The following is a 13,762-nucleotide window of genomic DNA, read 5'->3' on the forward strand; positions in this document are numbered from 1 at the left end:
CGGAGGTTCGAATCCTCCAGAGCGCGCCACATTATTAAAAAAAGCCTCGTTTATACGAGGTTTTTTTATGTCTGCTGTAAATTTGTTGCGATAATGTTAAATTTGTTCGTTGTTTAACTTGTTGTATTTAAAGTGGTTCTTGATTACTTCTTTGTTATTCCACCTTTCTCATATCAATTCCCAGAAAAGTCCCGTTTAAGTCACAGTTTAAATATCTAAAAATGACGTATTTGACAGATTTATGTGATCTGATAGGCGAATAATTAACCTTATGTGTGCGTTATCCGTAACAGAACCTTAAACAAAATTGACAAACTTTTACCAATCGAGATAATCCATGGGTCGGGATCACTATTCGCTGAAATCCTGTACGTATGTCAGGATGACGAAGAAAGGAAGCAACATGACTAATATTGGAAGCCTGCTAGGAGATGCGGCGACTCTAATGATAACGGGGATGTCCGTTGTCTTTATTTTCCTAACTATTCTAGTTTACCTCGTTCGGTTGATGTCAAAACTGGTACCAGAAGAAGTACCTGAGCCGATCGCAGCACCTAAAAAAATTCAAAAATCACAATCAAACCCTTCAGCTGTTAGTCCACAGGTAGTGGCAGCAATTTCGGCCGCGGTTCATCAATACCGTGCGTCTACTGCTAAGTAGCATTTAAAGGATTAAAAAGGAGTTTATGAGCATGTCTAAACCACTAGCTATCACTGATGTGGTACTTCGTGACGCGCACCAGTCACTATTTGCTACTCGTATGCGTATCGAAGATATGCTGCCAATTGCGGCAGAACTGGATAAAGTCGGTTACTGGTCACTTGAGACTTGGGGCGGCGCGACGTTTGATTCGTGTATCCGTTTTCTTGGCGAGGATCCATGGGAGCGTTTGCGTGAGCTGAAAAAAGCGATGCCAAACACACCAATGCAGATGCTACTGCGTGGTCAAAACCTATTGGGCTACCGTCATTACGCGGATGATGTAGTTGAAAAATTTGTTGAACGTGCCCATAAAAACGGCATGGACGTATTCCGTATCTTTGATGCGATGAATGACGTACGTAACTTTGAAAAAGCAGTGAAAGCAACGATCGACGTTGGTGGCCACGCTCAAGGTACGTTGTCTTACACAACCAGTCCGGTCCACAACTCAGATACTTGGGTTGATTTGGCTAAGCGTCTAGAGGACCTAGGTTGTCACTCACTATGTATCAAAGATATGTCAGGCTTATTAAAGCCTTATGAAGCGGAAGAGTTAATTACACGTATCAAAGCATCGTGTGACGTTCCTCTAGCGCTGCATAGTCACGCGACAACCGGTCTATCGACTGCAACAGCGGTTAAAGCCGTTGAAGCGGGTATCGACATTCTAGACACCGCTATCTCTTCAATGAGCTGTACTTACGGCCATACGCCAACTGAAACGGTTGTTGCGATGTTAGAAGGTACAGAGCGCGACACGAATCTCAAACTAGACCAAATCGAACCAATCGCAGCTTACTTCCGTGATGTACGTAAGAAGTACGCGAAATGGGAAGGTCAGCTAAAAGGCGTCGATTCTCGCATCCTGATCGCTCAAGTTCCTGGCGGCATGTTAACTAACATGGAAGGCCAGCTTAAAGAGCAAGGCGCAGCCGATCGTATGGATGAAGTTCTAGAAGAGATCCCACGCGTACGTAAAGAGCTTGGTTACATTCCTTTGGTAACACCAACTTCTCAAATTGTCGGTACTCAAGCGGTTATCAACGTGCTAACGGGTGAGCGCTATAAGAGCATCACCAAAGAAACTGCTGGTCTGCTGAAAGGCGAATACGGCCAAGCACCTGCGGAAGTAGATGCTGAACTGCAAGCGAAAGTTCTGGATGGTGCAGAGCCAATCACTTGTCGCCCTGCTGACTTGCTCAAGTCAGAAATGGATACGCTGACTACGGATCTTTTAGAGAAAGCGAAATCAGAAGGGATTTCTCTAGCTGAAGATACAGTAGACGATGTCCTGACTTACGCACTCTTCCCACAAGTGGGTCTTAAGTTTCTTAAGAACCGTCGTAACCCTGAAGCATTTGAACCAGCACCAACGGTAGAAGTTGCGACTCCAGTTGCTGCAGCTCCGGCTCCTGTGTCTGGTGGCATCGAAAGCTACAGCGTGAAGGTGGATGGTCAAGTTTACGATGTCGAGGTTGGCCCACAAGGTGAACTAACATCTGTTGCGCCATCAGCAAAACCTGCTCAAGCGGCTCAGGCTGCACCTGTAGCAGCTTCTGACGCTGAAGCGGTTCCTGCTCCATTGGCGGGCAACATCTTTAAAGTTAACGTTCAGGCGGGTGCTGAGGTTGCTGAAGGCGACGTTCTACTTATCCTAGAAGCGATGAAGATGGAAACGGAAGTTCGTGCTGCTCGTGGTGGTATCGTTCAAGAACTGAATGTTAAAGAAGGCGATGCAGTTACTGTAGGCGCTCCACTACTAAGCTTAGCGTAAGGGAGTACCATGGAAGGATTGATGACCTTATGGTCTGAAACAGGGATTGCGAACTTTGAGTTCGGCCAGATCTGTATGATGTTGGTTGGTTGCTTATTGTTGTTTTTGGCAATTCGCAAAGGATTTGAACCGTTACTTCTGCTACCTATTGGTTTTGGTGCTGTATTAGCAAACATTCCAAATGCTGGGTTTACTGATCCTGGTGGTTTGCTGTACTACGTTTATTACATTGGTATTGAAACGGGTATTTTCCCACTGCTGATCTTTATGGGTGTTGGTGCGATGACGGACTTCGGTGCGTTGATTGCGAACCCTAAAACATTGTGGCTAGGGGCTGCGGCTCAGTTTGGTATCTTCGCAACGCTTTTTGGCGCGATCTTGCTGAACTATGTTCCAGGCATGGAATTCTCGATGGCCGACGCTTCTTCTATTGCGATCATTGGTGGTGCCGATGGCCCAACCGCGATCTTCTTAGCGAGTAAGCTCTCTCCTGATCTTTTAGGTGCGATTGCAGTAGCGGCGTATAGCTACATGGCATTGGTTCCTATTATTCAGCCGCCAATCATGAAAGCGTTAACGTCTCCTGAAGAGCGTAAGATTAAGATGGCTCAACTTCGTCACGTTAGTAAAGCAGAGAAGATCCTCTTCCCGCTTGCTGTACTGCTGATGACGATTTTGTTCCTACCTTCAGCAACACCTCTAGTGGGTATGTTCTGTCTGGGTAACTTGATGCGTGAAGCGGGTGTGGTTGATCGCTTATCGAAAACAGCGCAAAACGAACTGATTAACGTTGTGACTATTTTCCTTGGCCTCGGTGTTGGTTCTAAGCTTCAAGCGGATACTTTCTTGAACTTAGAGACACTGGGTATTCTTGGCTTAGGTGCGGTCGCGTTCAGTATTGGTACTGCGGGTGGTGTATTGATGGCGAAGGTTCTAAACCGCTTCTCGAAAGAGGACATCAACCCATTGATTGGTGCAGCTGGTGTATCAGCGGTTCCAATGGCGGCACGTGTTGTGAACAAGGTAGGTCTTGAGGCAAACCCTCAGAACTTCTTGTTGATGCATGCGATGGGCCCGAACGTAGCCGGTGTACTTGGTAGTGCGGTTGCGGCGGGTATTCTATTAGCGCTAGTCGGTTAATGGATTACTGGTCATGTATCGTTACGTTAATTGGTCGTCAATTTACGAATGAGCGGTTAACTTAGCCTTATTAAATGGTTTATAGTCAAAGGGATGCTTTCGCATCCCTTTCTTTTTATTAATTAGGGTGCTTGCTCACTAGGGCTTTTATCAATCAAGGAAATGTGGAAATGGAAAATAAACAGATTGCGATTACTCAATTCGGCGGCGTCGAAAACCTTAGTATTCAAACCAGTGCGATTCCTGAGCCTAAGGCTGGAGAAGTGGTGGTTAAAGTTTCCTTTTCGGGCATTAATCCGATTGATGTGAAAACCCGAGCTGGCCTTGGTTGGGCAGCAGCACAAAACAAAGACAACCTCCCTTGGGTGCCGGGATACGATATTTCCGGTCAAATTGTCACGCTAGGCGATCAAGCTGAACGTTTTACCGTTGGTGATAACGTGGCAGGCTTTATTGGTTTCCCACTGCAAGGTGGCGGCTACAGCCAATATGTATGTGTTCCAGAAGCGGCACTCAGCATGGTTCCTGATTCTGTCACCTTAGAAGCGGCAGCGGCATTACCACTTGCTAGCCAAACCGCAGCACAAGCACTTAATAAAGCCGAAGTGAAAGAAGGCGATCGCGTGCTTATTTTAGCGGGCGCGGGCGGCGTGGGTCACCTTGCAGTTCAAATTGCAGTGGCAGCAAAAGCCGAGGTTTACACCACCTGCAGCGAAGCTAACCTCGATTATCTTGCAACGCTAGGCGCTCATGCGATTAACTATAAGTTTGCACCAGCATCGGAGCGAGTTTCTGATGTTGATGTATTGATTGATTTGGTCGGTGGCGATACCGCTCTTGACGCATTGAAGTGTCTAAAAGATGGTGCGCGAGTAGTGACAGTGCCAACCTTATCTGCAGAACTTATCTGTGAGAAAGCAACACTATTGGGCTTTACGGCATCAGGTATGTTGGTTGAGCCAAACCCTGAGCAAATGGACACTATGCTGTACATGGTTAGTGTCGGATTGCTCAAAACAGAAGTTCAAGGTATCTACCAGTTAGACGAGGCGCAGTCGGCTCATCTGCAGGTTGAAACCGGACACACCAGAGGCAAGGTGCTACTTAAAATGCAAGAAAGTTGATATGCAGTGCTAGAATTCTTTAACTCCCTTTTTGAAAATATTGCGCTGTGGTTCTCGGACTCAGCGCTGTGGGTACTCTTCATCAGTGGCTTCTTGAGTGCCACGTTACTACCCGGTGGTTCGGAAGCTAGCCTTGTGGCGGCTTTGAGCTTAGATCAGTTTTCAACCTCATCTATCATTTTGGTGGCGACATTAGGCAACACCTTAGGCGGCCTGACTAACTATTGGATTGGTTTGTGGTTGCCTAATCGAACTCAATCTGAAAAGCATGGTCATAAGGCTATGGCTTGGCTGAGCCGTTATGGTTACTGGACACTGTTATTTAGTTGGTTACCGATCATTGGTGACCCTTTGTGTCTAGCCGCGGGTTGGCTAAGAATGAAATTCATCCCTAGCGTTATTTTGATAGCGATTGGCAAAGCTGCTCGCTATAGCTTACTTGCTGCTATCTACTTCGGTTTTTTCTAAGGAGAACCTATGAAAAAGGTTTTACTTGGTACATTTTCTCTTATCGCCATTGCTGGCTGTTCTTACAATGTACCTAGCTCAACGCCCTTCTTTTCCTCGTTACCTGAAGGTGTCACTCTGTTAGAAGAGGTTAAGCCTTCTAAAGATAAAGTGGTGATTCCTTACACCAAGTATCAGCTTGAAAACGGCCTGACAGTTATTCTTTCCCCTGATGATTCCGATCCGTTGGTGCATGTTGATGTAACTTATCACGTCGGTTCAGCACGTGAAGAGATTGGTAAGTCGGGCTTTGCTCACTTCTTTGAGCACATGATGTTCCAGGGTTCTGAGAACGTTGGTGACCAACAGCACTTTAAGATCATTACCGAAGCGGGTGGTTCGTTAAACGGCACGACCAACCGTGACCGCACCAACTACTTTGAAACTGTTCCTTCTAACCAACTTGAAAAAATGCTGTGGTTAGAATCTGACCGAATGGGCTTCTTGTTGGATGCAGTTTCTCAGAAGAAATTTGAGGTGCAAAGAGGCACGGTCAAGAACGAGCGAGCGCAGAGCTACGAAAATCGTCCTTACGGCTTGATGTGGGAACGCATGGGCGAAGCGCTTTACCCTGAAGGTCACCCTTACTCTTGGCAACCAATCGGCTATGTTGAAGATCTTGACCGTGTTGACGTGAATGATCTTAAAGCGTTCTTCCTGCGTTGGTACGGTCCAAACAATGCCGTGTTAACGATTGGTGGTGATATCGACGTTGATGACACGCTAGAGTGGGTTAACAAGTACTTTGGCCCAATCCCTCAAGGTCCTGAAGTGAAGGCGGCAGAGAAGCAACCTGCTGTTCTAACAGAAGATAAATACATCACCTTAGAAGACAATATTCGTCAGCCGATGGTGCTGGTGGGTTGGCCAACAACGTATCGCGGTGAAGAGACGCAAGCTTCACTGAATGCATTGTCTAACGTGTTAGGTTCAGGTACCAACAGTTACTTATATCAAAACCTCGTAAAAACGCAGAAGGCCGTCAGCGCTGGCTCTTTCCATGATTGTGCTGAGCTTGCTTGTACCATGTACGTGTATGCGATGGGTAATTCAGGTGAAAAAGGTGATTTGACGGTTCTAAACAAAGAGCTGATGGATACCTTAGATCAATTCTCGAAAGAGGGCGTTGAACAAGCGCGTTTAGATCAGATCACTGGTATGGCAGAAGCGGATGCAGTTTTTGCACTGCAAAGTGTTAAAGGCAAGGTTTCACAGCTTGCGTCTAACCAAACCTTCTATGGTCAGCCGGATCGCATTGAATCACAACTCGATCAAATTCGAGCGGTTACTCCAGAAAGCGTAAGCAAGGCATACCAAAATTTCATCGAAGGCAAGCACAAGGTTACGTTGAGTGTGGTTCCTAAGAAAAAACTCGACTTAGCGGTTCGTGAGGCTACCTTTACCACACCTGCACGTACCCTTCCTGAATACAGCAAGGTGACGGAAGACCAACTGGATTTCAGAAAGGCACCGAACACATTTGATCGCAGTGTGATGCCAGAAGTGAACTTTGGTGTTGAGGCGACCATGCCTGAGTTGTACCGCATGCACTTTGCAAATGGCACGGACTTGATTGGTACTGTGACCAGCGAAACACCGACAGTACAACTACAGATTCAACTTCCAGCTGGCGAGCGTTATGTTCGCAAAGGGCAAGAAGGCCTAGCAAACCTAACGGCTTCGATGATGGAAGAAGGCTCAACCAAACGAACCGTTGAAGAGTTACAAGCGACCTTAGATAAACTTGGTAGCAGCGTGAGCATTAGTGCGGGCAGCTATACCACAGATATTTCAGTCTCGACGCTAGAGAAAAATTTGCCTCAAACCTTAGCGATTGTGCAAGAGGTTCTATTCGATCCTAAGTTCGATGAGCAAGATTTCGAGCGCGTTAAGAAACAGATGCTAGAAGGCGTTGTCTATCAGCATCAGCAGCCAAGCTGGATGGCTTCTCAAGCAACCCGTGAAGTGCTGTTTGGTGACAGTATTTTTGCTCGTGCAAGTGATGGTACTAAGGAATCTCTATCGAAATTGACCTTAGACGATGTGAAAAAATTCTATGCGCAACATTACACACCAGAAGGTGCCAATATTGTTGTTGTGGGAGACATCTCGAAGAAAGAGGTAGGGAAACAGCTACAATTCTTTGAACAGTGGCAAGGCGATGCGGCACCACTAACGCGTCCACAGATCGTCAAAGAGCTTTCAGGTCAGCACCTGTATTTGGTCGACAAACCGGGTGCGCCGCAAAGCATTGTTCGCTTGGTGCGTAAAGGCCTGCCATTTGATGCGACGGGTGAATTGTATTTGAGCCAGTTAGCTAACTTTAACTTAGCGGGTAACTTCAATAGCCGTATCAACCAGAACCTGCGTGAAGACAAGGCCTACACTTACGGTGCAAGCGGTTACTTCGCAAGTACTAGAGAAACTGGCGCAGTGGTATTTAGCGCGCAGGTAAGGGCGAATGCGACGGTTCCATCGATTCAAGAGTTTATTAATGAGTTGAACGAGTTTAGTCAAAGTGGATTAACTGACGAAGAGGTGAAATTTATGCGCCTCGCCGTCGGTCAACAAGATGCGCTTAAATACGAAACGCCAAGTCAAAAGGCTGGGTTGTTGAGTAATATTGTCGCATTGAGCCTTGATGAAGATTACCTACAACAGCGTAATCAGATAGTTGAAACGGTTTCAAAAGAAACCTTAAACGAGCTATCGAAGAAATGGTTCGACCCGAATGATTATCAAATAATCGTTGTTGGTGACGCGACTTCGCTTCGCCCGCAATTAGAAAAGTTAGATATTCCAATAGAAGAGCTTGAAATCATTCGTTAGAGTACACATTAAAGGGGGAGGGAAGAGACTCTACTTTTCTCCTCCAACCTAATTTATGATAGTTCTAATCAGAACAATATAAGATAAGTGAACTGAATTTTGACTGATTTTGCTGCGCGACTAAAGCAAGTTGCAACCAACCCTAAGACCTTCTCTCAATTCGGTCGTGGTGTTGAAAGGGAAACATTACGCTACACGGAAGATGGGCACCTTGCTACTGGGCCGCACCCTGAGGCTTTGGGATCTGCGTTGATGAACGAATGGGTAACGACCGATTTCTCTGAGTCGCTACTGGAATTTATCACGCCTGTTTCTAACGATGTTCCGACGCTTTTGAATCAGTTGTCTGATATCCATCACTTCACGCAAACCAAGTTAGACGGCGAAAAGCTATGGCCGCTTTCTATGCCTTGTTACGTTGGCAGTGAAGATTACATTCAACTAGCGCAATACGGCACCTCTAACAACGGTAAGATGAAGACGCTATATCGTGAAGGCCTAAAACGTCGTTACGGTAGCTTGATGCAGATTATCTCTGGTGTTCATTTCAACTTCTCTTTCCCAGAAAGCTTTTGGGATAGCCTGTTTGGAGAGCAAACAGAAGAAGCGCGTTGTGAATCTAAGTCAGATGCTTACTTCGGTTTGATTCGTAACTACTACCGCTTTGGTTGGTTAATCCCATACTTCTTCGGTGCTTCACCTGCGCTATGTTCTTCTTTCATCAAAGGAAGGGAGACAAGTCTGCCTTTTGAAAAGATTGGCGAGACACTGTATCTACCAAAAGCAACGGCACTGCGCTTGAGCGATCTTGGTTACACTAATAGTGCGCAAAGCGTATTGAAGATTGGTTTCAACAGCCTAGACCAATACCTTGAAGGTTTGAATCAAGCGATTCGCACACCATCAGAAGAATTCGCTGAGATTGGGACTAAGGTTGATGGTGAATACCGTCAGTTGAATACAAACGTACTGCAAATTGAGAATGAGCTGTATGCTCCAATCCGTCCTAAGCGTGTGGCGAAGAGTGGTGAGAAACCATCTGAAGCGCTCGCTCGTGCTGGTGTTGAGTACATTGAGGTTCGTTCTTTAGACGTAAATCCATTCAGCTCAATTGGTATCAATGAGCAGCAAGTTCGCTTCTTGGACCTATTCCTTACGTGGAGTGTACTAACAGACTCTGCCGAGATGGATAACTGTGAACTTGAGTGCTGGCGCGATAACTGGAACAAGGTGATCTTAGAAGGTCGTCAGGTTGGTTTAGAGCTGCAAATCGGTTGTCATGGTGAGCGATTGTCTCTGCAAGATTGGGCGAAGCGTGTCTTTAAAGACCTACGCTCTATTGCCGAGATGATGGACGCTGAACAAGGTGGTCGTACATATCAAGAAACCTGCGATACGCTTGAAGCTTGGATTGATAACCCAGAGCTGACCATTTCTGGCCAGTTGCTAGAAGAGACTAAGAAGTTAGGTGGCTTAGGTAAAGTGGGCTGTACGTTAGGTAAAACGTATGCAGAGCAGCACAAAGCACACCAATACAAAGTATATTCAGCTGAGTTGATGGAAGCAGAAGTTCAACGCTCTGTGACTGCTCAGCAACAAAGTGAAGAAGCAAGCACTCAAGATTTTGATAGCTTCTTAGCGGATTATTTTTCGTATTTAAAAGCATAGCGAGACTTTGGTGGAAAGGAAGCAAGCCTTATTAGGTCAGCCTACTCGTGTGAGTAGTCAATGGTTACCTGTAGTGACTGTTGGTGTTGTCTCTAGCCTATTGGTTGGATGTGCAACGCCACCGCCAAAGCAGCAAGATAATTTGTGTAGCATCTTTCGAGAGCACCCTTCATGGTATGAAGATGCCTTGGATATGCAAGAAGAGTGGGGCACGCCGATTAACGTTGCGATGGCTTTTGTGAAACAAGAGAGTAGTTATCGTCATGATGCGCGCCCACCTAAAGATTACATTCTTGGCTTTATACCGTGGGGCCGTGTAAGCAGTGCCTACGGTTATGCACAAGCTCAAGATCCTGCTTGGGAAGACTTCCAAAAGGCGACCAATAACGGTGGCTCAAGAACCAACTTTGATGATGCATTGATGTTCATCGGTTGGTATACCAGCGAGACGCGTCGTCAATTGGGCATCTCACTGTGGGACCCATATAACCAATACTTGGCTTATCATGAAGGCCGTGGTGGTTATAAGCGTAAGTCATACAACAGCAAGCCATCGCTAATTAAGGTGGCGCGCAAAGTTGAACAGCAAGCAAAAGATTATGGATGGCAACTTAAGCAGTGCCGCAAAGAACTAGAAGACAATCGAAGTTGGTTTTTCTAACGCCAACCGTCACGGAGAATAGCAATGCCTTTATTAGATAGTTTCACTGTTGATCACACACGCATGAACGCACCCGCAGTTCGTGTTGCTAAAACAATGCAAACCCCAAAAGGGGATACCATCACTGTGTTTGACCTGCGTTTTACTGCGCCAAACAAAGACATCCTATCTGAGAAAGGTATCCATACTCTAGAGCATCTATACGCAGGTTTCATGCGTAATCAATTGAATGGTTCAGATGTAGAGATCATCGATATCTCACCGATGGGTTGTCGTACAGGTTTCTATATGAGCCTGATTGGTACGCCTACAGAGCAACAAGTAGCTGACGGTTGGTTAGCAGCGATGCAAGACGTACTGAAAGTTGAGAGCCAGAATAAGATCCCTGAGCTGAACGAATACCAATGTGGTACCGCAGCAATGCACTCATTAGATGAAGCGAAAGAGATCGCGAATGCGATCATCGCTGCAGGTATTTCTGTAAACAAGAATGATGAGTTGGCACTGCCTGAGTCTATGCTGCAAGAGCTTAAAATCGACTAATCATTTTTCACCTTGAGTGTGGTGAGTTAGATATAAAAAGGCCCGGTTCAATGAACCGGGCCTTTCCGTTTTTTCTGTAATGACTTAATACCAAAATACTATCTTGGACTGTTACCCGTTAACGATTTGCGGAAACACTCGTACCAGCTTGATGCGGTTCTCTTCGAGTTCGACAATTTCCATTGGGTGACTGGCAACCTGAACACTGAGGTGACTCTCTGGAATATCTTCAAGGTGCTCCAATATCAAACCATTCAGCGTTCTTGGGCCATCGGTAGGCAATGCCCACTGTAAGCCTTTGTTGATATCTCGGATATTGGCGCTGCCTTCAATTAAGAAGCTGCCATCGCTTTGCGGCGTGATCTCTTCAGATAAGCTTGGTGCAATTGAAGTAGTAAACTCACCAACGATTTCTTCCAAAATATCTTCCAAGGTAACCAAGCCGTTGATGTCACCATATTCATCAACAATCAAACCAATGCGCTGTTTATTGCGCTGAAACTTCAGCAGTTGAATGTTAAGTGGCGTCGCTTCAGGAATAAAGTAGATCTCATCTGCCGCGCGCAGCAGGGTCTCTTTATTGAATTCATTCTTTTCAAGCATTAAGCGATAAGCTTCACGCAACCTAAGCATACCAACCACTTCATCTATTTGGTCACGGTACAGCACCACACGACCATGAGGAGAGTGGGTCAGTTGGCGAACAATCGATTTCCAATCATCATTGATGTCGATGCCGGTGATTTCATTACGAGGCACCATGATGTCGTTCACGGTGACATGTTCCAAGTCCAGAATAGAGACCAACATATCTTGGTGACGTTGAGGGATTAGGCTACCTGCTTCATTTACCACGGTTCTAAGCTCTTCTGAGCTCAAGTGGTCGGTTGCATCATGGCTGGCTTTGACGCCTAAGATACGAATGAAGCCGTTGGTAATGAAGTTCACTAAGATCACCAATGGTGACAGCACCTTCATCAGTATCATCAAAAGGATACTACTCGCGTAAGAGACACGTTCAGGAAATAGAGAAGCGATGGTTTTTGGTGTTACCTCGGCGAATACGAGGATCACGAGAGTCAGGGTACCAGTAGCGATAGCCACACCGATGTCCCCGTAGATGCGCATACCAAGAATAGTAGCGATCGCAGATGCAAGAATGTTGACGAGATTGTTGCCGATGAGAATGAGGCCAATCAATCTGTCTGGGCGGTTCAGAAGTTTTTCTACACGTTTGGCACCTTTATGACCCGTATTGGCCAAGTGCTTTAAACGGTAGCGGTTCAAGGACATCATGCCCGTTTCGGAACCAGAGAAATAACCAGAAATTACAATGAGACACGCGAGTAGCGCAAATAAGATACCCGTTGATATGTCGTCCAAAACTATTCTTTTCCTATTTGTGTATCTTGATTAATTTATGACCGAACATGGTCGAGATGTCAATTGAATCTAACGGACTCAATATTTTAAAGGCAAGGTGTGTGAGACCTTGCCTTTATTTTTCAGACTAGTTCAGGATAATTTCCTGAACGAAGCGGCTACCGAAGTAGGCTAATGTGAGCATGCTGGCACCGGCCAGTGCGAACCAAGTGACTTTTTGTCCACGCCAACCTTTCTGATAGTGACCCCATAGAAGGATGGAGTAGATAACCCAAGCGATAAAAGACAACACAGCCTTGTGCGCTTTTCCTTGAGCAAACATATCTTGTACGAAGATAAGGCCTGTCAACAAAGTACCCGTTAATAAGCCATTACCAATCAGAATGATCTTGAAAAGCTGTCTCTCCACCATCATTAAAGGAGGTAGGTTAGGGTTTATCACTAAGGCTTTTTTCTTTTTAAGTTTGTGATCTAGCCACGCGAGTTGCAGAGCGTATAGCGCACCGATAGTCAGTGTTGCGTATGAGAATAGAGCCAAAGAGATGTGCACGAGAAGTTTTGGATCATTCTCTAGATGTTTGATGAAGGTGCTTGGAAGAAAAGTAGCAGCCATCAAGTTCAGTGCCGCGAAGCTATAAACGACGGGCAAGATAAACCACAAACGAGTTTTGAGCATAGCGCCGCTCATAACCACAGATATGATTAAACTGATTAATGAAGCAACGTTCAAGATACTGAGGTTTTGACCACTGGCATTAAAAATCAAATCACCAAGCAACCAAGCATGGAAAGCTAGAGCAAGTAATGCGCTGATAAACACCGTTTTTACACGGATTCCTGTTTGGTGCACGAGACCTGGAATGATCGTGGAAATCGCCATTGTATAAAGAAAGGCTGCTGCGATCGCAATAAGACTGTCCATGGTATCCATTTAAATGATTACTAATTGGCGAATTATACCTCGCATCGCTCTTTGGGGCTATGGCGAACCTCATTCAATTCCAAGTGAATAATGTCTCACATCACAAGCACGGATGATTAACGCTCTACAACGGGTATGACTCTAATCCGCGCTAATGTATACTCACAGTAATAGTCGCAGTTTTGAGCGAAGAGAAAACTATGTTTGATAATTTAACGGATCGTCTATCCAAAACGCTGAAGAACATCAGCGGTAAAGGTCGTCTGACCGAAGACAATATTAAAGAGACGCTGCGTGAAGTACGTATGGCGCTACTTGAAGCCGACGTTGCTCTGCCAGTTGTCCGCGATTTTGTTAAGCGCGTAAAAGAAGGCGCTGTGGGTGTTGAGGTTTCTAAATCTCTAACGCCTGGTCAAGAGTTCATTAAGATCGTTCAAGCTGAACTTGAAGCGGTGATGGGTGAGTCTAACGAGGCTCTTAACCTAGCAGCGCAGCCGCCAGCCGTTAT

General features: G+C 45.8%; 12 protein-coding genes. 10 read left to right on the plus strand and 2 right to left on the minus strand.

Translation table 11 applies throughout. The features are described from left to right. Nucleotides 1–403 precede the first annotated feature (403 nt). From A142_RS08800 to luxS, 9 genes are all read left to right on the plus strand, one after another. Nucleotides 404–661 carry an oxaloacetate decarboxylase subunit gamma gene (locus tag A142_RS08800; RefSeq protein ID WP_004741884.1) on the plus strand — a complete coding sequence of 86 codons (258 nt, stop codon included), beginning with the start codon at nucleotides 404–406 and terminating at the stop codon, nucleotides 659–661. A gap of 31 nt (nucleotides 662–692) precedes the next feature. After that, nucleotides 693–2,477 carry a sodium-extruding oxaloacetate decarboxylase subunit alpha gene (gene oadA / locus A142_RS08805; protein ID WP_029405682.1) on the plus strand — a complete coding sequence of 595 codons (1,785 nt, stop codon included), beginning with the start codon at nucleotides 693–695 and terminating at the stop codon, nucleotides 2,475–2,477. Nucleotides 2,478–2,486: 9 nt separating this feature from the next. Further along, nucleotides 2,487–3,617: a sodium ion-translocating decarboxylase subunit beta gene (locus A142_RS08810; protein WP_019825842.1), complete on the plus strand. Its 1,131-nt coding sequence runs from the start codon at nucleotides 2,487–2,489 to the stop codon at nucleotides 3,615–3,617. Nucleotides 3,618–3,787: 170 nt separating this feature from the next. Further along, the gene (locus A142_RS08815; RefSeq protein WP_029405683.1) at nucleotides 3,788–4,741 is read left to right on the plus strand and encodes an NADP-dependent oxidoreductase; all 954 of its coding nucleotides are present in this window, start codon (nucleotides 3,788–3,790) and stop codon (nucleotides 4,739–4,741) included. A 6-nt stretch (nucleotides 4,742–4,747) separates the two neighbouring features. Then, a complete protein-coding gene (locus tag A142_RS08820) occupies nucleotides 4,748–5,209 on the plus strand; it encodes a YqaA family protein (RefSeq protein WP_017059555.1) in 462 nt (153 codons plus the stop codon). A 9-nt stretch (nucleotides 5,210–5,218) separates the two neighbouring features. Continuing rightward, nucleotides 5,219–8,077 (plus strand): M16 family metallopeptidase, encoded by a 2,859-nt coding sequence (locus A142_RS08825; protein WP_019825847.1) that lies wholly within the window; start codon nucleotides 5,219–5,221, stop codon nucleotides 8,075–8,077. A 99-nt stretch (nucleotides 8,078–8,176) separates the two neighbouring features. After that, nucleotides 8,177–9,745 (plus strand): glutamate--cysteine ligase, encoded by a 1,569-nt coding sequence (gshA, locus tag A142_RS08830; protein ID WP_029405684.1) that lies wholly within the window; start codon nucleotides 8,177–8,179, stop codon nucleotides 9,743–9,745. A gap of 10 nt (nucleotides 9,746–9,755) precedes the next feature. Then, entirely contained in the window at nucleotides 9,756–10,406 is a 651-nt protein-coding gene (locus tag A142_RS08835; RefSeq protein ID WP_029405685.1) for a hypothetical protein, read from the plus strand. Between the two features lie 24 nt (nucleotides 10,407–10,430). After that, the gene (gene luxS, locus A142_RS08840; protein ID WP_019825850.1) at nucleotides 10,431–10,949 is read left to right on the plus strand and encodes an S-ribosylhomocysteine lyase; all 519 of its coding nucleotides are present in this window, start codon (nucleotides 10,431–10,433) and stop codon (nucleotides 10,947–10,949) included. A gap of 111 nt (nucleotides 10,950–11,060) precedes the next feature. Here luxS and A142_RS08845 read toward each other — a convergent pair whose 3' ends face one another. Then, entirely contained in the window at nucleotides 11,061–12,332 is a 1,272-nt protein-coding gene (locus tag A142_RS08845) for an HlyC/CorC family transporter (RefSeq protein ID WP_019825852.1), read from the minus strand. 127 nt (nucleotides 12,333–12,459) lie between these two features. Continuing rightward, on the minus strand, nucleotides 12,460–13,254 hold the full coding sequence (locus A142_RS08850) for a cytochrome C assembly family protein (RefSeq protein WP_019825854.1): 795 nt from the start codon (nucleotides 13,252–13,254) through the stop codon (nucleotides 12,460–12,462). A 200-nt stretch (nucleotides 13,255–13,454) separates the two neighbouring features. On the opposite strand from A142_RS08850, the gene A142_RS08855 reads away from it, so the two are divergent. Next, nucleotides 13,455–13,762 (plus strand): signal recognition particle receptor subunit alpha (locus A142_RS08855; RefSeq protein ID WP_032545578.1); only part of this gene is annotated, 308 nt, incomplete at its 3' end.

This window comes from Vibrio splendidus 12E03 (assembly GCF_000272105.2).
Lineage (GTDB): Bacteria > Pseudomonadota > Gammaproteobacteria > Enterobacterales > Vibrionaceae > Vibrio > Vibrio splendidus_I.